Source organism: Actinokineospora fastidiosa (genome assembly GCF_014648415.1).
Lineage (GTDB): Bacteria > Actinomycetota > Actinomycetes > Mycobacteriales > Pseudonocardiaceae > Actinokineospora > Actinokineospora fastidiosa.
Window position 1 is genome coordinate 1,461,598 of sequence record NZ_BMRB01000001.1, and the last position, 19,824, is coordinate 1,481,421.

The 19,824-nt window shown below is 73.8% G+C and carries 19 protein-coding genes; 13 read left to right on the forward strand and 6 right to left on the reverse strand.

Annotated features, from left to right (window positions below):
• Window positions 1–26 precede the first annotated feature (26 nt).
• From IEY98_RS07020 to IEY98_RS07030, 3 genes are read right to left on the reverse strand one after another with little or no spacing between them, the layout of a single operon-like run.
• A complete protein-coding gene (locus tag IEY98_RS07020) occupies window positions 27–767 on the reverse strand; it encodes a GNAT family N-acetyltransferase (protein WP_189209404.1) in 741 nt (246 codons plus the stop codon).
• Window positions 768–822: 55 nt separating this feature from the next.
• Window positions 823–1,794 carry an o-succinylbenzoate--CoA ligase gene (gene menE, locus IEY98_RS07025; protein ID WP_189209405.1) on the reverse strand — a complete coding sequence of 324 codons (972 nt, stop codon included), beginning with the start codon at window positions 1,792–1,794 and terminating at the stop codon, window positions 823–825.
• Window positions 1,794–2,705, reverse strand: a complete 912-nt coding sequence (locus IEY98_RS07030; protein ID WP_189209406.1) for a 1,4-dihydroxy-2-naphthoyl-CoA synthase — start codon at window positions 2,703–2,705, stop codon at window positions 1,794–1,796. Before IEY98_RS07030 ends, menE begins: the two co-directional genes overlap by 1 nt.
• A gap of 34 nt (window positions 2,706–2,739) precedes the next feature.
• Between IEY98_RS07030 and menD the strand changes: the two genes are divergently transcribed.
• From menD to IEY98_RS07075, 9 genes are all read left to right on the forward strand, one after another.
• Window positions 2,740–4,413, forward strand: coding sequence for a 2-succinyl-5-enolpyruvyl-6-hydroxy-3-cyclohexene-1-carboxylic-acid synthase (gene menD / locus IEY98_RS07035; protein WP_189209407.1), 1,674 nt, complete (start codon window positions 2,740–2,742; stop codon window positions 4,411–4,413).
• Entirely contained in the window at window positions 4,413–4,961 is a 549-nt protein-coding gene (locus tag IEY98_RS33035) for a TetR/AcrR family transcriptional regulator (protein ID WP_189209408.1), read from the forward strand. The genes menD and IEY98_RS33035 overlap by 1 nt, the downstream gene beginning before the upstream one ends.
• Before the next feature lie 633 nt (window positions 4,962–5,594).
• A complete protein-coding gene (locus IEY98_RS07045) occupies window positions 5,595–6,056 on the forward strand; it encodes a DUF3592 domain-containing protein (protein WP_229786652.1) in 462 nt (153 codons plus the stop codon).
• Between the two features lie 42 nt (window positions 6,057–6,098).
• Window positions 6,099–7,031 (forward strand): 1,2-phenylacetyl-CoA epoxidase subunit PaaA, encoded by a 933-nt coding sequence (gene paaA / locus IEY98_RS07050; RefSeq protein ID WP_189209409.1) that lies wholly within the window; start codon window positions 6,099–6,101, stop codon window positions 7,029–7,031.
• A complete protein-coding gene (gene paaB, locus IEY98_RS07055) occupies window positions 7,028–7,351 on the forward strand; it encodes a 1,2-phenylacetyl-CoA epoxidase subunit PaaB (protein WP_189209410.1) in 324 nt (107 codons plus the stop codon). Before paaA ends, paaB begins: the two co-directional genes overlap by 4 nt.
• Window positions 7,348–8,232, forward strand: coding sequence for a 1,2-phenylacetyl-CoA epoxidase subunit PaaC (gene paaC / locus IEY98_RS07060; RefSeq protein ID WP_189209411.1), 885 nt, complete (start codon window positions 7,348–7,350; stop codon window positions 8,230–8,232). Before paaB ends, paaC begins: the two co-directional genes overlap by 4 nt.
• Window positions 8,226–8,711, forward strand: a complete 486-nt coding sequence (paaD, locus tag IEY98_RS07065; RefSeq protein WP_189210115.1) for a 1,2-phenylacetyl-CoA epoxidase subunit PaaD — start codon at window positions 8,226–8,228, stop codon at window positions 8,709–8,711. The genes paaC and paaD overlap by 7 nt, the downstream gene beginning before the upstream one ends.
• Window position 8,712: 1 nt before the next feature.
• Window positions 8,713–9,771 (forward strand): 1,2-phenylacetyl-CoA epoxidase subunit PaaE, encoded by a 1,059-nt coding sequence (gene paaE, locus IEY98_RS07070; RefSeq protein ID WP_189209412.1) that lies wholly within the window; start codon window positions 8,713–8,715, stop codon window positions 9,769–9,771.
• Between the two features lie 65 nt (window positions 9,772–9,836).
• Window positions 9,837–10,547, forward strand: coding sequence for a DUF4328 domain-containing protein (locus tag IEY98_RS07075; protein ID WP_189209413.1), 711 nt, complete (start codon window positions 9,837–9,839; stop codon window positions 10,545–10,547).
• Between the two features lie 4 nt (window positions 10,548–10,551).
• On the opposite strand, the gene IEY98_RS07080 is transcribed toward IEY98_RS07075, so the two are convergent.
• A complete protein-coding gene (locus IEY98_RS07080; protein WP_189209414.1) occupies window positions 10,552–11,421 on the reverse strand; it encodes an inositol monophosphatase family protein in 870 nt (289 codons plus the stop codon).
• A 166-nt stretch (window positions 11,422–11,587) separates the two neighbouring features.
• Here IEY98_RS07080 and IEY98_RS07085 point away from each other — a divergent pair, with 166 nt between their 5' ends.
• Genes IEY98_RS07085 through IEY98_RS07095 form a run of 3 tightly spaced genes read left to right on the forward strand, consistent with a single transcriptional unit; the run spans window position 11,588 to window position 14,520 of the window.
• Window positions 11,588–12,706, forward strand: coding sequence for a glycosyltransferase family 4 protein (locus IEY98_RS07085; RefSeq protein WP_229786653.1), 1,119 nt, complete (start codon window positions 11,588–11,590; stop codon window positions 12,704–12,706).
• The gene (locus tag IEY98_RS07090) at window positions 12,706–13,815 is read left to right on the forward strand and encodes a glycosyltransferase (protein WP_189209416.1); all 1,110 of its coding nucleotides are present in this window, start codon (window positions 12,706–12,708) and stop codon (window positions 13,813–13,815) included. The genes IEY98_RS07085 and IEY98_RS07090 overlap by 1 nt, the downstream gene beginning before the upstream one ends.
• 18 nt (window positions 13,816–13,833) lie before the next feature.
• On the forward strand, window positions 13,834–14,520 hold the full coding sequence (locus IEY98_RS07095) for a demethylmenaquinone methyltransferase (protein WP_189209417.1): 687 nt from the start codon (window positions 13,834–13,836) through the stop codon (window positions 14,518–14,520).
• On the opposite strand, the gene IEY98_RS07100 is transcribed toward IEY98_RS07095, so the two are convergent.
• Window positions 14,517–15,446 (reverse strand): hypothetical protein, encoded by a 930-nt coding sequence (locus IEY98_RS07100; protein ID WP_189209418.1) that lies wholly within the window; start codon window positions 15,444–15,446, stop codon window positions 14,517–14,519. The two genes, IEY98_RS07095 and IEY98_RS07100, sit on opposite strands and share 4 nt — an antisense overlap.
• Window positions 15,447–15,668: 222 nt before the next feature.
• On the opposite strand from IEY98_RS07100, the gene IEY98_RS07105 reads away from it, so the two are divergent.
• Window positions 15,669–16,856, forward strand: coding sequence for a M23 family metallopeptidase (locus IEY98_RS07105; RefSeq protein ID WP_229786654.1), 1,188 nt, complete (start codon window positions 15,669–15,671; stop codon window positions 16,854–16,856).
• A gap of 45 nt (window positions 16,857–16,901) precedes the next feature.
• Here the strand turns inward: IEY98_RS07105 and IEY98_RS07110 are convergent, their stop codons facing one another.
• Entirely contained in the window at window positions 16,902–19,520 is a 2,619-nt protein-coding gene (locus IEY98_RS07110) for a tachylectin-related carbohydrate-binding protein (RefSeq protein ID WP_189209419.1), read from the reverse strand.
• Window positions 19,521–19,824: the final 304 nt, after the last annotated feature.

The following is a 19,824-nucleotide window of genomic DNA, read 5'->3' on the forward strand; positions in this document are numbered from 1 at the left end:
GACCCGGGGAAATTACGCCGAACGGGTTAAGCCGTCCGGTGCTCCACCCAGACGTTCGGCTCGATGTAGACGGCGAGGTCCTGGTCGAGGTCGCAGAGCACCGGGGCCAGCGCGTGCGGCACGGCCACCGGCCCGGCCTCGGCGAACGGCAGCCCCGTCCACTCCCGCCACTGGGCGAGCGTCCCGCTGATCGTCATCGACCGCGGCGCGACCCGGATGATCCGCCCGCCCGCGCGCACGTGGACGCGCAGCCACGGGTCGACCGGCAGCCCGTCCTCGCGCACCTGGAAGGCGTAGTCGGACATCGGGAGGAACGGGTCGGCCTTCCCGTTGGGCCGCACCGGCGCGAGCAGCGTGTCGTACCCGAGCCGACCGGCGTTGGCCCGCATGGCCTCGAGCATGACCGAGGAGAGCCCGGTCCCGCGCAGATCGGGCTGGACGCAGATCTCCAGCGCCGAGATCCGGTCGCCCTCGCGCCCGGCGAGCCGGTCCAGCGCGGCCCGCCGGATGACCTCGTCCCAGCCCGCGTCGGGCAACTCGTCCCGCCCCCAGGTGAACGGCGCCGCGTACGCCCGGGCCACCGCCCGCCCCGGGTTGTCCCGGTCGTAGGCGACGAGCGCGTACTCGGCGAACACGGTGTCGATCACGTCGTAGTACAGGTCCGCCACCGGGTCCTGCTGCATCATCGCAGGCCACGCGCCGGGGAAGTCGTGCGCCAGGTTCACCAGGTCGGGTCGGTCGGCAAGGGTCGTCACCACGAGGTCCACGATCGCCGGACGCTACTCCGCGCGCCCTCCCCGGCAAACCTGATTACGGCGCCCGTCAGCCCGCCCCGAACAGCCCTGCCACCGCGGCCCGGTCCACCTTGCCGGAGTCCTTCTCCGGCAAGGCGTCCACGACCGCCACCCGGCGCGGCACGGCCGCGGCGCCCAGCGCCGTGCGGACGGCGGACAGGGCGGTCTCGGTGAGGTCGCCGACCACGGCCGCGGCCACCCGCTGGCCCCACTCCGGGTCCGGGACGCCCACCACGCACACCTCGCGGACGCCCGGCTGGGCCAGCAGCACCGCCTCGACCGAGGCGGGGGCGACCTTCTCGCCGCCGGTGTTGATCACGTCGTCGGCGCGGCCCAGGACGCGGAGGCGGCCGTCGACGAACTCGCCGAGGTCGGAGGTGGTGAACCAGCCGTCGAACGGGGGCGAGTCCGCGTAGCCGATGGCGACGGTCGGGCCGCCGATGCGGATCACGCCGTCGACCAGCTCGACGGAGACCCCGTCCAGCGGCACGCCGTCGTAGACGCAGCCGCCCGCGGTCTCCGTCATGCCGTAGGTCGTCACCACGCGCACGCCCGCCTCGCGCGCGGCGTCCAGGACCGGCGACGCCAGCGCGGCTCCGCCGACCAGGACCGCGTCGAACGAGCGCAGCGCCGCCAGCGCCGACCCGCCCCAGGACAGGACCCGGGTGAGCTGGGTCGGCACCAGCGAGGTGTACCGGGGGCCGTCGGCGGGCACCGCCGAGGCCGCCGCCACGAAGGACGGGCCGCGGAACGGGCCGGTCAGCACGCTCGGGACCGTGCCCGCCACCAGCGAGCGCACCTGCACCTGCAGGCCCGCGATGTGGTCGGTCGGCAGCGCCAGCAGCCAGGCCCCCGGCCCGCCCAGCCGCGCGTGCGTGGCGTGCGCGGAGGCGAGCAGGCAGGACGCCGACAGCAGGACCGTCTTCGGCGTCCCCGTCGACCCCGAGGTCCGCACGGTCCACACCCCGGACGACTCCAGGACGGCGCGCAGCCGCTCCATCAGTAGAAGTACGGGTACGGCGACCAGTCCGGGTCGCGCTTCTCCAGGAACGCGTCGCGGCCCTCCACCGCCTCGTCGGTCATGTACGCCAGCCGGGTCGTCTCGCCCGCGAACAGCTGCTGGCCGACCAGGCCGTCGTCGATCAGGTTGAAGGCGTACTTGAGCATCCGGCGGGCCGTGGGCGACTTGCCGTTGATCTCCCGCGCCCAGGCCAGCGCCTCGGCCTCCAGTTCCGCGTGCGGCACGGCGCGGTTGACCGCGCCCATGCGGACCATCTCGTCGGCGGTGTAGGCGCGGCCGAGGAAGAACACCTCGCGGGCGAACTTCTGGCCCATCTGCCTGGCCAGGTACGCCGAGCCGTAGCCTGCGTCGAAGCTGCCCACGTCGGCGTCGGTCTGCTTGAAGCGGGCGTGCTCGGCCGAGGCCAGGGTCAGGTCGCAGGTCACGTGCAGGCTGTGCCCGCCGCCCGCGGCCCAGCCGGGGACCACGGCGATGACGACCTTGGGCATGAACCGGATCAGCCGCTGGCACTCCAGGATGTGCAGCCTGCCCGCGCGCGCCGGGTCGACGGTGTCCGCGGTCTCGCCGGAGGCGTACTGGTAGCCCGTGCGGCCGCGGATGCGCTGGTCGCCGCCGGAGCAGAAGGCCCAGCCGCCGTCGCGCGGGGACGGGCCGTTGCCGGTGAGCAGCACCACGCCGACGTCGGCGCTCATCCGCGCGTGGTCAAGCGCCCGGTACAGCTCGTCGACGGTGTGCGGGCGGAAGGCGTTGCGCACCTCGGGGCGGTCGAACGCGATCCGCACGGCGCCGGTGTCCACGGCACGGTGATAGGTGATGTCGGTGAAGTCGAAGCCCTCGATCTCGCGCCACTGCGCCGGGTCGAACAGCTCCGAAACCTGGGGGTCAGCCACATCCAGAGCATGCCAGGCGTGGCAGTCTGGGCCGGTGAACCCGTCCACCGCGATGGCGACCGTGGTCGTCGACGAACTCGTCCGCAACGACGTGCGCCACGTGGTGCTCTGCCCGGGATCGCGCAACGCGCCCCTGTCGTTCGCCCTGTTCGAGGCCCGTGACCGGCTGCGCCTGCACGTCCGCGTCGACGAGCGCGCCGCGGGGTTCCTCGCCCTCGGCCTGGCCCGCGCGACCGGCCGCCCGGCCGCGGTCGTGTGCACCTCCGGCACGGCGGTGGCCAACCTGCACCCCGCGGTCCTCGAGGCCCACCACTCCGGCGTCGGGCTGCTGCTCATCACCGCCGACCGGCCGCCGGAGCTGCACGGCACCGGCGCCAACCAGACCATCGACCAGCGCGGGATCTTCGGCAGCGCGGCCGTGGCCGTGGACTTCCCGGTCGCCGAGCACCGCGCCGGGCTCAACCCGGTCTGGCGCGGGCTGGTGTGCCGCGGCGTCGCCCGCGCGGAGACCGGCAGGCCGGTCCAGCTGGACATCCCGTTCCGCGAGCCGCTGGTCCCGACCTTCGGCGACGAGTGGCCGGACTCGCTCCAGGGCAGGCCGGGCGGCGCGCGCTGGACGACGTGGTCGGCGCAGCGGACGCCGCCGGGCAACCGGGTCGACTTCGCGCTGCCCGCCCGCGCGCTCATGGTCGTCGGCAGCGGCGACCCGGTGCGGGCCAGGGCGGCGGCCGCGGTGGCCGCCAAGGCGGGCTGGCCGGTGATCGCCGAGCCGGTCGGCGCGGCGGCGGCCGTGTCCGGCGGCGCCCGGGTGCTGCGCGGCGGCCCGCTGCTGCTCTCCGGCGAGCTGCCCGACGGCCTGCGCCCCGACGCCGTGGTCGTGGTCGGCCGCCCGACGCTCTCCCGGGGCGTGCGCGGCCTGATGGACCGCGCGCCGGTCATCGGCATCGGCGACCATCCGCAGTGGACCGACCCGCAGTACGTCGCCACGCACGTGCGCAGCTGGCTGGACGACGACGACCTCGCCCACGTCGAGCGGCCCGACCCGGCGTGGCTGGCGGGCTGGCTGGAGGCCGAGACGGCAGCGGCGACCGCGGTGGACAAGCTGCTCGGCGAGCAGCCGTGGCCCACCGGCCTGCACGTCGCCCGCGCCCTGGTCGACGCGCTGCCCTCGGGCGCGGCGCTGTTCCTCGGCTCGTCCAACCCGGTCCGCGACGTCGACCTCGTCGCCGACCACCGCGCCGACGTGGCGATCTACGCCAACCGCGGCGTCGCGGGCATCGACGGCAACCTCTCCACGGCCGCGGGCGTGGCCCTCGGCGCAGGCGTGCCCGGCTACGCGCTGGTCGGCGACCTGACGTTCCTGCACGACACGAACGGCCTGCTCATCGGCCCCGGCGAGGACCGGCCCGACCTGACCGTCGTCGTGCTCAACGACGACGGCGGCGGCATCTTCTCCCTGCTCGAACAGGGCGCCGCCGAGCACAAGGCCGCCTTCGAGCGGGTGTTCGGCACCCCGCACGGCGTCGACCTGGCCGCGCTGTGCGCCGCCCACGGCGTCCCGCACACCCTCGCCGCGTCGCACGCCGAGTTCGCCGCGGCCCTGCGCCCCGCCCCGGGGCTGCGCGTGGTCGAGATCCGCGCGGACCGCGACCGGCTCCGCGACCTGCACGCCCGGCTGCGCGCCGCGGTCGCCGGGGCCCTGCGCTGATGTCCGCGCGCGGCGCGGCCACCCGCGAGCGCCTGCTGGCCGCGGCGCTGGCGCTGATCCCCGAGGTCGGCTGGAGCGCGGTCACCACCCGCGCTGTCGCCGAACGGGCGGGCGTGCGCTCCGGCCTGGTGCACTACCACTTCCCGGCGGTGCCCGACCTGCTCACCGCCGCCGCCCTGGCCTTCTGCCACTCCTTCGGCGACACCTGGCTCACCCTCCTCGACGACGCCACCGACCCCGACGACGGCATCGCGCGGCTGATCGCCCAACTCGACGCCCACCCGCCCGATGACCCGGCAAACCGGCTGATGGCCGAGATCTACCTGGCCGCCCCCCGCCACCCCGACCTGCGCGCGGGCCTGTCCGACCTGGTCGCCACCCTGCGCGCCCGCCTGACCGACTGGCTCCGCGCCCACGGCTCCCCCGACCCGCACGCCCGCGCCGCCCTCGTCCTGGTGGCCGTCGAGGGCATCGCCCTCCACCGCGCGATCGGCGCGGCCGCCGAGACGGATCTCTACATCCGCGCCCTCACCAGCACAAACACCTGACGGCGCTCCGCAGTCCGCTCGCGTGGTCCGCCCGCCGTAACCACAACGAGCGACGGCGGCCTCCGGCCCCCGACCTGCCCGCCCTCGCGATGGTGGCTGTCGAGGACGTCACCCTTCCTCCGATGATCGGCGCGGCGACTTCTGCATCCGCGCGGACCGCTGACGTGCTGTGCTGCCCGGCGGTGGTGTGGGGTGCGCCGCCGCCCTGCCGGTTCCGCGACGACTTCCGGCTCGCTGATCGGCCCGCGTTCGCGGTGGTGGCTGTTGAGGGCAGCACTGTTCCTCTGGTGATCGGCGCGGCTTCTGTATCCGCGTGGACAGTTGACTTGCTGTCCGGTCCGGTGGTGTGGGGTGTTGCGATGGCTTGCCGGGACCAGGGCGAGCGAGGGCAGTCTCCGGCTCCTCGACCGGCCCGCCCTCGTGTTGGTGGCTGTTGAGGGCGTCCCCCTCTCGGGCGATCGGCACGGTGGCCGCTCCCTCTGCGTGGACCGCTGACACGCGCTCCGCTGTCCGGTCCGGCCGGGAGTGGTGGGCCCCTAGGGCCAGGGCGAGCGGCGGCGGTCTCCGGCTTCCCTCCCGCCTGCCCGGAAACCGTGCTGCTGAGCGGGGCAGGTGGCGCACTAGGGTGGGTCTGTGCCTGAGCTCGACAGCAAGGCGCGGGTTCGCCGCGCGGTGGCCCGGGTGGTGGTCGGGGTCGGGGGCTTGCTGAGCGTGTTCGGGTTGCTGCTGATCGTGGCGGCGTTCGTCGAGGACGCGGCGATCGAGAACCACGTGGGCCGGGCGGAGGCCGAGGTCGTCAGCGTCGCCTTCCACCGCACGCTGGTGCGGTTCACCACGCCCGACGGGGCCGAGCAGGTGCCGTCCGTGGGGGTGCTGTACCCCGAACACCTCGAAGAGGGGCAGGTCGTCCGGGTCGAGTACGACGCGCGGAATCCGGACCTGGTGCGGGTGGCCGGGCGCGGCGCCGCGCTCACGATCCTGCCGGTGACCAGCCTGCTCGCCGCCGTCTGGGCCGTGGCGGGCGTCGTGCTGTGGTGGTTGCGCAAGCAGGGGCCGCTGCACCTGCGGCCGCCACACCGCACGAAGCGAGTGTGACAGCTATCCGCGAAAACGGGTCCGACGTGTAACATCGGACGCGTGGAGCTGGAGCACGAGTTCGAGCGCGTCGTCGCCGCCGACCACCGGGTCGAGCCGCGCGACTGGATGCCCGACGGGTACCGCAGGACGCTGATCCGGCAGATCGCCCAGCACGCGCACTCCGAGATCATCGGGATGCAGCCGGAGGGCAACTGGATCAGCCGCGCCCCCTCGCTGCGGCGCAAGGCGATCCTGCTGGCCAAGGTGCAGGACGAGGCGGGCCACGGGCTCTACCTCTACGCCGCCGCCGAGACCCTGGGCGCCGACCGCGAGGACCTGACGGCCAAGCTCGTCGAGGGCCGCCAGAAGTACTCGTCGATCTTCAACTACCCCACGCTGACCTTCGCCGACGTCGGCGTGATCGGCTGGCTGGTCGACGGCGCGGCGATCGTCAACCAGGTGCCGCTGTGCCGGACCTCCTACGGGCCGTACGCGCGGGCGATGATCCGCGTCTGCAAGGAGGAGTCCTTCCATCAGCGCCAGGGCTACGAGCTGCTGCTCACCATGATGCGCGGCACCCAGGCGCAGCGGGACATGGTGCAGCGCTCGGTCGACCGCTGGTGGTGGCCGTCGCTGATGATGTTCGGCCCGCCGGACACCGAGTCGACCAACACCGAGCAGTCGATGAAGTGGCGGATCAAGCGCCACACCAACGACGAGCTGCGCCAGAAGTTCGTCGACATGACCGTGCCGCAGGCCGAGAAGCTGGGCGTCACCCTGCCCGACCCCGATCTCAGGTGGAACGCCGAGCGCGGCCACCACGACTTCGGCGAGATCGACTGGGCCGAGTTCTGGCAGGTCGTCGGCGGCGACGGGCCGTGCAACGCGCAGCGGATCGCCCACCGGCGCAAGGCGCACGAGGACGGCGCGTGGGTGCGCGAGGCCGCGGCGGCCTACGCGGCGAAGAAGAGCGGCGAGGAGCAGGTGGCGTGACCGAGCGAGCGAGCGAACCGGCGGCCGGGCGCGGTCCCCGGTCGTCCTGGCCCCTCTACGAGGTCTTCGTGCGCGGCAAGCGCGGCCTCAACCACGTCCACGTCGGCTCGCTGCACGCCCCCGACGACGAGATGGCGCTGCGCAACGCCCGCGACCTCTACACCCGCCGCAACGAGGGCGTGAGCATCTGGGTCGTGCCCGCGGCCGCGATCACCGCGTCGAGCCCGGACGAGAAGGACCCGTTCTTCGCGCCCAGCGGCGACAAGGTGTACCGCCACCCGACCTTCTACGCGATCCCGGAAGACGTGCCGCACCTGTGAACGCCTACGAGGGACTCGTCGACACGGGCGAGGAGCGCCACTGGGCCTTCGGCACCGGCTTCACCGCCGCGCTGTCCGGGGTGGACCGCGCGCTGCCCGCCGAGGTCGACACCGAAGACCTGACCGCGTACTGCCTGATGCTCGGCGACGACGCGCTGATCCTGTCCCAGCGCCTCGCCGAGTGGTGCTCGCGCGCGCCGGAGCTGGAGGAGGACGTCGCGCTGGCCAACATCGCGCTCGACCTGCTCGGCCAGGCCCGGCTGCTGCTCACCCGCGCGGCCGAGGCCGACGGCGTTGCCTGCGACGAGGACACGCTGGCCTTCACCCGCGACGAGCACGAGTTCCGCAACGTGCGGCTGGTGGAGATCGACTGCGGGCCCGGCCCCGGCGGCGACTTTGCCGCCACAATCGCCCGGCTGCTGGTGTTCTCGACCTACCGGCTGGCGCTGCTGCAGCGGCTGACCGGCTCCCGCGACCCGGTGCTCGCCGCGGTCGCGGCCAAGGGCGTCAAGGAGGTCGCCTACCACCGCGACCACGCCGCCCAGTGGACGCTGCGGCTGGCGGGCGGCACCGAGTTCTCCCGGGAGCGCATGGTCGCGGGCCTGGAGCGGGTGTGGCCGTTCGTCGACGAGCTGTTCGCCCCGCACCCGGTGGAGGCGCGGCTGCCCGGCATCGCCGTCGACTCGGCGACGCTGCGCGCGGAGGTCGACGAGGTGCTGGACACCGTGTTCGCCGCGGCCTCGCTGGCCCGGCCGGAGGTGTCGCCGCTGGCGACGGTGGCCGGGCGCGGCGGCCGGGACGGCGTGCACACCGAGGCCATGGGCTACCTGCTCGCCGAGATGCAGCACGTGCACCGGTCGATGCCGGGGGCGACCTGGTGAGCGCGCGAGAGGTCGCCGCAGCGGTGCTCGATCCCGAGCTGCCGGTGCTGACCCTCGCCGACCTCGGGGTGCTGCGCGACGTCCACGAGGACGGCGACCACGTGGTCGTCACCATCACGCCGACCTACTCCGGCTGCCCCGCCCTGGACGAGATGCGCGCGGACCTGACCCGGTCGCTGACCGCGGCGGGCTACACCTCCGTCGAGGTGCGGACGGTGCTGGCTCCCGCGTGGACCACCGACTGGATCAGCGACGACGGCCTGCGCAAGCTGGCCGAGCACGGCATCGCGCCGCCGTCGCGGATCGGGCGGCGCGGGCCGGTGCCGCTGAACCTGGAGCCGCCCGCGGCGCGCGTGGCGTGCCCCCGGTGCGGGTCCCTCCGCACGCGCGAGCTGTCGCGGTTCGGCTCGACGGCGTGCAAGGCGCTGCGGGCCTGCGGGGACTGCAAGGAGCCGTTCGAGCACGTCAAGGAGATCTGAAGTGCGGCGCACGTTCCACGAGCTCCCGGTCGCCAGGGTCGACCGGCTCTGCGCCGACGCGGTGGCGGTCACCTTCGCCGTGCCGGAGGCGCTGCGGTCGGAGTTCGCGTTCCGGGCCGGGCAGTACCTGACGCTGCGGCAGGTGGTGGAGGGCCGCGAGGAGCGGCGCTCGTACTCCATCTGCGCGCCGGTCGGCGCGGCCCCGCGCATCGGCGTGCGGCGGGTCGACGGCGGGCTGTTCTCCGCGCACCTGGTGGACTCGCTGCGCCCCGGCGACGTGCTGGAGGTGCTGCCCCCGCTGGGGAACTTCAGCCCCGACCCGGCCTGTCCCGGGCACCACGCGCTGATCGCCGCGGGCTCGGGCATCACGCCGGTCCTGTCGATCGCGGCGACCCTGCTCGCCGAGCCTGACAACCGCGTGACGATCCTCTACGGGAACCGGCGCACGGACACGGTGATGTTCGCCGAGGAGCTGGCCGACCTGAAGGACCGCCACCCGGCGCGGCTGCAGCTGGTGCACGTCCTGTCCCGCGAGGCGGGCGACGTCGAGCTGTTCTCCGGGCGGCTCGACGCGGAGCGCCTGTCCGCGCTGCTGGACGCCGTGGTGCCGTCGGAGGACGTGGACCACTGGTGGCTGTGCGGCCCGTTCGGACTGGTGACGGACGCCACGGACGTGCTCGCCGCGCGCGGGGTGCCCGCCGACCGGATCCACCGTGAACTGTTCTATGTGGACGAACCGCCACCGGAGCCGAAGCGGGCAGACGAGACCCGCCCTGACGGTCCGACCGCGGCGGTGACCGTGCTGCTCGACGGGCGGGAGACGACGCTGTCGCTGCCCTTCGACGAGCCGATCCTCGACGCCGCCCAGCGCGTCCGCGCCGACCTGCCGTTCGCCTGCAAGGGCGGGGTGTGCGGGACGTGCCGGGCGAAGGTCGTCACCGGCGAGGTGAGCATGCGCCGCAACTACGCCCTCGAACAGCACGAGATCGACGCCGGGTTCGTGCTGACCTGCCAGGCGCTGCCCACCACCGACGCGGTCACCGTCGACTTCGACGCCTGAGCCCGAAACACCGCGGCCCCCTCGGGCGATGCCTGATCCGACAGGCCTGCGGGGGAGGGGGCGCCGTGACCGACGTGCCGACGCCGCCCATGGGCGTGGTCGCGCTGCCGACCGAGCGGGCGACCGGTCGCCCTAACCGGGGCGCGCGGATCGTGGCGTCGGGGTCGATCCTGCTCACCACGGCCGTCGCCGGGCTGGTGGCCTGGCAGTCGTGGGCGTCCTACCGGCTGGTCCGCGACGTCTACTCGGCCGCGCCCACCGTGACCGTCGAGCAGATCACCGCCGCCGAGCAGCGCTCGGTGTGGCTGTCGTGGGCGTGGGTGGTCGGCCTGGCGGTCTCCTGGCTCGCGTTCGCCGCGTGGCTGTGGCGGGCCCGGGTCACCGCGGCGCGGACCTGCGACGGCGCGCACCGCCACCGCGTGCGGTGGGCCGTGCTGTCCTGGCTGGTCCCGGTGGCCAACCTGTGGTGGCCGCAGATGGTCGTGGGCGACGTGCACCGCGCCAGCAGGCCGACCACCCCCGCCCGGAACGCCGACCTGGCGCGGCTCAAACCGAGCCTCCTGGTGACCGTGTGGTGGTCGGCGTTCCTGACCGCCCACGCCGTCGACCTGGTGACCGTGTTCCTGCTGGCCGACGACCAGACCGAGCGTGCGTTCCGCGACATCGCCGTCGCCACCACGCTCAGCGCGGGCCTGACCGGCGCCGCGGCGCTCGCCGCGATCGTCCTCATGGGACGGATCGACCGCTGGCAGGCCGCCCGGCCGCTCATCCGCTGACCGGCTACACCGCCTCGGTGGTGTCCGCGAAAGGCGCCTGCCGGGGCAGGGGCGCGTCGGAGCGCTGGGTGGCGCGCCACCAGGCCAGCACCGTGTCGGCGACGCCGGGGGCGGCGACCAGCAGGCCGTCGGCGGGCAGCGCGGCGTCGGCGCCCGTGCGGTCCAGGACGACAGCGCCCGCCTCCAGCGCGAACGCCAGCGAGCCCGCCACGTCCCACGCGTGGTAGCTGTGCAGGACCGCCGCGGCCGCGTGGCCCAGGGCCACCTGCGCGATCGTCAGCGCCGCCGAGCCCAGCACGCGCACCCCGGCGTGCGCGGCGGCGGCCTGCTCGATGAACGCGCCCATGCCCGGCCACGCCCCGGTGGCCGACAGTTCCGTGCACACGATCGCGCCCGCGACGTCCGAGCGGTCGGCCAGCGTGACCCGCTGGCCGTTGGCGCGGGCGCCCCGGCCGCGGGCGGCGGCGTAGATCTGGGCGCGGTACGGGTCGGCGACCACGCCGACGACCGGGCCCTCGTCGTCCACCAGCGCCAGGCTGTAGGCGCACCACGGCATGCCCGCCACGTAGTTGGCAGTCCCGTCCACCGGGTCGACGACCCAGTGGAACTCCGCGCCCCCGGCGTCGCCGCCGAACTCCTCGCCGATCACCGGGATGCCCGGGAACTCGGCGGTCAGCACGCGGCGGGTATGGCGCTCCAGCGTCCGGTCGGTGTCGGTCACCCAGTCGAACGGGTTGTCCTTGACGCCCGGCCGCGCGCCCCGCCCGGCGGTCGCGGTGATCACGTCGGTGGCGTCGTTGGCCAGTCTGCCCGCCACCTCCAGGGCACGGGAGAGCAGGCCCGGCTCGACCGGCCGGGAGGACAAGAGCGTCATGCCAACCTAGATTGACCACGGTCGGTGTCCACAGCCCAACCGGAAGGTGACCTCCCGTCCATCATCTGGCCAAGGTTGGCCACCGCTCCGCATGTTCGGGAGGCGTTCGCCGCACGGTCACGCTCCCGCCCACCCCAGGGTCAGCGCCGGGTGCGACGTTCCCCCCGTGCGCGTCGCCATCGTCACCGAGAGCTTCCTGCCGCAGGTGAACGGCGTGACCAACTCCGTGCTGCGGGTGCTGGAGCACCTCCACGCCCGCGGCCACCAGGCCATGGTCATCGCCCCGGGCACCACCGGGCCCGACGAGTACCTGCACGCGCGGGTGCACCGGGTCAAGGCCGTCGACCTGCCGGTCATCACCTCCCTGCCCATCGGGCTGCCCAGCCCCCGCATCCACACCGAGCTGGCCGGGTTCGCCCCCGACGTGGTGCACCTGGCGTCGCCGTTCGTGCTCGGCGCGGCCGGGCTGCGCGCGGCCAAGCGGCTCGGCGTGCCGACCGTCGCCGTCTACCAGACCGACGTGGCCGGGTTCGCCGCCGCGTACGGGCTCAGCCGGGGCGCGCGCGCCGCATGGCGCTGGATCAGGCGCCTGCACTGCGGCGCGGACCGCACCCTGGCGCCGTCCACCGCGTCGGTCGCCGATCTCGCCGCGCACGGCATCCCGCGCGTGCACCGGTGGGCGCGCGGCGTCGACGTCCGCCGCTTCCACCCCGACCACGTCGACCGGGAGCTGCGCCGCGAGCTCGCGCCCCACGGCGAGCTGCTGGTCGGCTACGTCGGCAGGCTCGCGCCGGAGAAGCAGGTCCGGCGGCTGGCCGCGCTGAACGACCGCCCGGGCGTGCGGGTCGTCGTCGTGGGCGACGGGCCGGACTCCGACGCGCTGCGCAGGGCCATGCCGGGCGCGGCGTTCCTCGGCTTCCGCGACGGGGCCGCGCTCGCCTCGGCGTACGCCAGCCTCGACGTGTTCGTCCACACCGGACCGCACGAGACGTTCTGCCAGGCCGTGCAGGAGGCGATGGCCTCCGGGCTGCCGGTGATCGCGCCGAACGCAGGCGGGCCGCGCGACCTCGTCGACCACGGCCGCACCGGCTACCTGCTCGACCCCGACGGCTTCGACGCCGAGCTGCCGCTGGCCGTCGACCGCCTCGCCGACGCGCTGCTGCGCAGGCGCATGGGCGCCGCGGCCAGGGCGCGGGTGCAGGGCCGCACGTGGAGCGCGGTGTGCGACGAGCTGGTCGACCACTACGGCGCGGTGACCGTGGGCCGGGTGCGGAAGGCCGCCTGATGCGGATCGCGCAGCTGGCCAACTTCTACGGCCCGCGCTCCGGCGGCCTGCGGACCGCGCTGCACCACCTCGGCGCGGGCTACACCGCGGCCGGGCACGAGGTCGTGCTGGTCGTCCCCGGCCCGCGCCGCCGCGACGACGTGCTGCCCGGCGGCGTGCGGCGCATCACCCTGCCCGCGCCCGGGATCCCGGGGACCGGCGGCTACCGCGCGGTGGACCCGCTGCGCGTGCAGGCGCTGCTGTCCGGGTTGCGGCCGGACCGGCTGGAGGTGTCCGACCGGCTGACCCTGCGCGGCATGGGCCGCTGGGCCCGGCAGCGCGGCGTCCCGTCCGTGGTGATCTCGCACGAGCGGCTGGACCGGCTGCTGGAGCAGTTCCTGCTGCCCGCGCCGCTGGCCCGCCGCGGCGCGGACTTCGCCAACCGGCGGATGGCCGACGCCTACGACACGGTGGTGTGCACCACCGAGTTCGCCCGCGCGGAGTTCGACCGCATCGGCGCGCGCAACGTCGCCCAGGTGCCGCTCGGCGTCGACCTGGCCACCTTCACCCCGGCCCGCCGCGACCGCGGCCTGCGCGCGGACCTGGCCATGGGCGCGGACGCGCTGCTGGTGCACTGCGGGCGGCTGTCGCCGGAGAAGCACGTCGAGCGCAGCGTCGACACCCTGGCCGCCCTGCACGACGCGGGCGTGCGGGCGCGGCTGGTCGTGGCGGGCGACGGGCCGAGGCGGGCCGCGCTGGAGCGGCGGGCGGCCGGGCTCCCGGTGACGTTCCTCGGGTTCGTCAGCGACCGCATGGCCGTGGCCGACCTGCTGGCCACCGCCGACGTCTCGCTCGCCCCCGGTCCGCACGAGACCTTCGGCCTGGCCGCGCTGGAGGCGCTGGCCTCGGGCACCCCGGTCGTGGTGTCGCGCTCGTCGGCGCTCGGCGAGCTGGTGCGCCCGGACTGCGGGGCGGCGGTGGCCGACGCCGCGCCCGCCTTCGCCGAGGCCGTGACCGGCCTGCTGGACGTCCCCGAACCGCACCGCAGGGCGGCGGCGCGGGCCCGCGCGGAGCAGTTCGACTGGCCGAGCTCGGTGCGCGGGATGCTGACCGCGCTGCGCCTCGACTGAGGTCGTACAGTTCGGCCCATGGGCCGCGCCGGGCTGGACAAGAACCCCGCCGACATCGCATCGATGTTCGACGGGGTGGCGAAGCGCTACGACCGCACCAACACGGTCATGACCATGGGGTTCGACCGGCGGTGGCGGGAGCTGACCCGCCGCGCGCTGGACGCCTCCCCCGGGGAGAGGGTGCTGGACCTGGCCGCCGGGACGGCGGTCTCCACTGTCGAGTACGCCCGCTCCGGAGCCTGGTGCGTTGCCGCGGACTTCTCCCTGGAGATGCTGCGCCACGGCGCGCACCGCGGCATGCCGAGGGTCGCGGCCGACGCCTTCCACCTGCCGTTCGCCGACGACGCGTTCGACGCGGTGACGGTGTCCTTCGGCCTGCGGAACATGGAGCCCGCGGTCGGCGCGCTGCGGGAGATGGCCCGCGTCACCCGCCCCGGCGGCAGGCTGGTGGTCTGCGAGGTCTCCCAGCCGCCGTGGCGGCCCATCCGCTGGCTCTACCGGAACGTGGTGCTGCGCGGCCTGCCGCTGCTCACCCGCCCGGTCTCGTCCAACCCCGATGCCTACCGGTACCTGGCCGAGTCCATGCGCGACTGGCCCGACCAGCGCGCGGTCGCCGAGCTGATCGCCGACGCGGGCTGGGGCGAGGTCGAGTGGCTGAACCTCACCTTCGGCGTCGTCGCCCTGCACCGGGCCGTCAAGCCCTAGGCCCACTCCCAGGCGATCCCGACCACGCCCGGCCGCACCTCCCGCTCCGCGACGTGCACCATGCGCCCCGCGGTCATGCCCAGCTCCTCGTCGCTGACCTGCGCGGTGTCCTCGCCGTGCTGCACGAAGCCCGAGCAGCGCACGGGCAGCCTGCCCGCGTGGAAGCGGACGCTGAGGACGTAGCTGTCGGCCGGGTAGCGGAACGCGCGCCGGTAGTCGGTGGCGGGCCGCCCGCCGGTGATGGCGACGTCGTACTCGAACAGGTGCGTCTGCCCGCTGCGCAGCGTCCGGTCGAACAGCAGCTCGGCGGCCACGACCGGGGCGCTCCGATGCCTGCGCACCCGGCCCAGCCTGCAGTTCTCCACCGCGGTGAACGCGATCCCGGCCGGGTCCTCGCCCGGCTCGCCGCAGTAGACCGCCAGGTGGCGGTCCGGGCCGTCGGCCACCGCGCGGGCCACCTGCCGGGCCCGCACCCGCCGCAGCGCGCCGCCTCGGCCCACCACGACCGCCTCGTCGAGCCACCACGGGCGCAGCTTGCCGTCGGAGGGCCCGGCCAGCGCCTCGACCGTCTCGGCGAGGGACTGGGCGGGCTCCAGCAGCGACCCGTAGCGCCTGCCCTGCGACTCCCGGCCCACCCAGCGCCCGCGCGGCCGGGGCGGGCCGAGCAGCGCCTCCAGGGAGTGCCGGGGCAGACCCAGGATGGCCTCGATGGCGACCACGGCGCGCAGCGAGTCCGGGCGCTCGGGGCGGCTGCGGCCCAGCCGCCAGTAGCTGAGGCTGGCCAGGCTCACGTGGATGCCGCGCCGGGCGAGCCGCTCGCGCAGCCGGTCCAGCGTCAGCCCGCTGCGGTCGATGGCCGCGCGCAGCGCCTCGTGGAACGGGCCGGTGCGCAGCAGCGCGTCGACGTCGTTCCCGGTGGTCGCCACGGGCCGCTCCTGTCCCGACTGTGGAATATCAGAGAGTAGGAGCGCGGCCGGTCAGCGAAAAGCCCTGACGGGGTGGGTATCGCTTCACAGTATTGCCGTTCCGCATCACAGACGACCGCGCGCGCCCCGGCGTGGTCTTGACCACCCCACGCGAGCGCCGCTGTCATCTGCGCGACGGCGTCCCCTGCACGCGCCGTCGACCCTGCGATATGTGGAGGGCACATGTCCCGAACATCGATCAAGGCCGTGCTCGCGGCCGTCGCCGTCGGCGGCGCGGTGGTCGTCGCGACCCCGGCCGCGACCGCGGCGCCCGACCTGCCCACGGTGGTCCGCGCGGCCATGATGGACCGGAGCGGGCCCGGCGCCCAGTCGGTCCGCGAACCGCTGTTCGAGCCGACCCGGACGTCCGGGAACTGGGTGTTCGGCAGCACGACGATCCCGCTGACGGCCACCGCAGAGCACCAGTCGCCGCAGACGGCGCTGTTCATCGCCCGCCGCGACCGCGGCCGCTGGCAGGTCGAGCTCGACGGCACCGAGGGCTTCGTGCGGCTGGCCGCCCAGGCGCCGGTGCTCAGCGAGGGCGAGAAGCGCACCTTCGCTGCCAACTACACCGCCTCCCAGGCCGCCGCGGCCACCGACACCGGCCTCGGCCTGCCCTGGGCCCAGGGCGTCGCCTGGTACATGGGCGGCGGCCCGCACGGCGACAGCGGCACCAGCAGGCCGTTCAACTCGATCGACTTCAGCGGCGGCGACGGCCGCGTGCTCTCCGCCGGACCCGGCCGCGTCTACAAGAGCTGCATCCGCAACGGCAGCGCGCTGGTGAAAGTCGTCCACGACAACGGGTGGACGACGACGTACTACCACATGTACAACCTGACGAACCTGAGCGACGGCAGCGCCGTGAACACCGGCACGTACCTGGGCCACATCGGCAACGAGCTGCCGTGCGGCGGGAGCAGCACGGGCGCCCACGTCCACTTCTCGCTGCTGCGCGGCACCACCCAGACCAGCGTCAACGGCAAGGTCTTCGGCGGCTGGACGTTCTACGAGGGCAGCTCAGCCTACGGCGGCTACGCCGAGCGCAACGGCACCCGCGTGTACCCGGGCAACGGCCGCGTGACCAACTACGGCCCCAGCGACGGCGACACCCCCGGCGACTACCCGACCGGCACGGTGGACGCGGGCTCGAACACCTACGTCAACCTGCGTTCGGGCCCCGGCCTCAACTACACGATCACCGGCCGCGCCAACGACGGCGAGGTGGTGTCGATCGTCTGCACCACCCGCGGCGGCTCCGTCCAAGGCCTCTGGGGCACAACCGACCTCTGGAACCGCCTCCCCAACGGCTCCTTCATCAGCGACGGCTTCGTCAACACCGGCTCGAACGAACCGGTCGCACCCGCCTGCTGAAACGACGAGGGTGCGCCCCGCGTGGCGGGGCGCACCCTCGGCACGTCAGCCGCCGACCCGGAAGGTGGTCACCTTCTGGTCGACCTTCTTGACCTGCTTCACCTCAGGGGCCCCCGCCGCCATCGCCGCGCTCGGCTGCGCGGGGTAGGGCTGCGCGAAGACCAAGTAGGCGTTGCCGACGTCGTCCTGGAAGAAGTAGCGGTTCTCCGCCCCGGCCAGGGCGATCACTGGGTCGGTGACGGCCGGGCGGTCGCTGCCCTCCCAGATCCGCCACGACGCCGAGCCCGGAGCGGTCTGCCCGGTGCGGTAGGCGTCTCCGTCCGTGGCCCGCGCCACCACCTCGATGATCCCGTACTGGTTGAGGACCGCGTGCGGGGACCCGGCGATGGTGAGCCCGCCGATGGCCAGCCAGCCCGGGAAGCCGGCCGCGCCTTCCCGCTGGGTGTAGACCAGGTTGTCCGCCGCACCGCGCGCGATGATCTGCAGCTTGCCGTCCGCGAACAGGACCGCGCTCGGGATGTCGCCGGTGACCAGACCGGTCGCGACCCGGGGCGCTTGCAGGGCGCCGCCCTGGAACCTGGCGGCCGCGACCGCCCCGTCCGCGCGCCGGTACACGACCTCGAACGCGTCGCCGTTGCGCACCACCGAGAAGTCCGTGGTCAGCGACTGGGCCTCGCCCGCAGCCTTCCGCCACGGTGACAGCCCACCCGAGGTGGTCAGTTGGCTCGCGTACCAGAGCGATCCGGCCTCGTCGACGGCGAACGCGGTGAGCAGGTTCCCCGCGCCGCTCGCCAGCACCGGGCTGGAGAGCATCGCGCCCTTCAGGTTGAGCGGGTTGGAGAAGCCCGACCCGCCGATCTGGTCCTGTGTGTGCGCTCGGATCTGCCCGTCCTGCCCGAGGCCGAGCAGCATGAGCCGCCCGTCGTCGCGGAAGCCCAGGGTCGCGTTCCCGGTGTAGGAGAAGTACTCGGCCATCCCCTTCGGGTCGACCGTCTCCACACCCTGGGTGCGCTGCACGGCCCGCATCAGCACGCCCTGGTCGGTGACGAACGCGATCTCCAGCACGTCGGTGCGCGGGTTGAGCATCATGTGCGCCCGCTCGTTGTCCGGCGGCCCCGGCTGCGGCGGCGTCACCGTCACCGGGTTGGTCAATTCACAGGTGTCGATGGCTGGCGCGATCTCCTGCACCGAGCTGAGCGTGGTGATGTTCTCCCGGACGTTGCCGCGCGCGCCGGGCACGAAGGTCCCCGCCTCGTGGTCGTAGTGGTACCAGGCCACCTGTCCGGTCGAGGTCAGGGCGTACACGATGCCGCCGCCGGGGGAGGCCAGCTGCTTGAAGCCCGCCCAGCCGGAGCCGATGCGCTTGCCGTGCTCGACCCAGCGGCGGTTCTGCCAGTCGTAGTGGAACCGGTAGAGCCCGCCGTCGAACACGCTCGGGTCGCGAGCGAAGAGCACGCCGTCACCGGCGGCGAAGACGTGGTTGAACCGGCCCCAGCCGGTGTCGATGACCTCGGTGGCCCAGGTACCCGCGGTCTCGTTGTAGACGCGGTGCTCGAGGCTTCCGTCACCGCGGACGGCGTAGAAATGGTTGTTCGAGTCGACGGTGATCCGGAACCTCGTCTCGGGAGAGGAGTAGCCGGTCCAGTCGCGGGCCAAGTACTCGCCGACGCCGTTGTTGGCCCACCCGGTGCCGGTCCACCGCTGGCGCGTCATCACGCCGTCGGCCCGCAACAGGTATCGATAGCCGTCGGGACCGGACATGACGCGGCCGTCCCACTTCGGCGCGGCGCTGCGGGTCCCGTCGGAGTTGCCGAGTCCGGTTTCGGGCTCATTGTGGTAGTAAATCCGGAATTCGTCCGTGGTCGTGGTGTAGAAGACCTCGGCGCGCGGTTGGCACTGCACCGACGCCCCGATGTCATCGAGGCGGCACCCGTCGGACGCGGGGGCGATCTCGTCCACATTGGACCAGGAAGTGATCGCGGCCTTCCACTGGCCCGCGTCGTTGTGCGCCCAGGTCTGCTCCGCGGGCAGGTACCGGTACCAGGTGATGTTCCCGGTGCTGTTCAGCGCGTAGATCACGTCGCCGCCGGGCGAGGAGAGCTGCTTGAAGCCCAGCCAGCCGGTGGCGATGTGGTGCTCGCGCTGCAGCCACGTCCGGGTCTGCGGGTCGTAGTGGAAGCGGTACAGGGTGCCGTCGCCGACGCTGGGGTTCCGGGCGTACAGCACGCCTGAACCGGAGGCGAAGACCTGGTCGAACCGGTCCCAGCCGGTGTCGATGACCTCACGCGTCCAGGTCTTGGAGGGGATGTCGTAGACGCGGCGCTGCAGGTCGCCGTTCGGCATGACAGCGTAGAAGTGGTTGTTGGCGTCCACTGTCAGCCGGTAGCGGTTCGCGGCGGTGTTCCAGTTCTGCCAGCCGGTGTCGATCGCCTCGGCGAGGGTGCCGTTGATGCTTTCCCAGCCTTGTCCCTCGACGTACTTGTAGCGGTGCAGGACGCCACTGCTGTTGATGTGGTAAACCGCGCCCTGCGGACCGGCGAGAAAACGTCCCGTCCATCCGTTGCCGATAGCCGAATCGCCGGTCCAGTTGTTGCGCCCTGTTCCGGGCTCATTGTGATTGCGGAATCGGAGACCGTTGTCGGTCAATCCGACGAACACATTCACCGACGAATCGCATCGGGTCGATTCGACCGCGGCCGCCGGATGGACGGCGCTGGTGAGAATGGGCAGCCCCACCACACCCACCAGTGCCGCTGTCGCGAAAGTGGCCGCACGTCTCGCCCGGCCGCGCCAAGATCGTCTCACGATACCCCAGCTTCCTGGATCGTTGCGCCGCCGGTGCCGCGGCGGCGCGGCGCACCACCTGCGATGCCCCTCCCGGTTTGTAACAGATATGCCTTGCGCCTTCCATCACGTCTTCAACCAGGTCTTCGGTCCCTCAGACGGCGTATTGACGACCCGTCGCGTT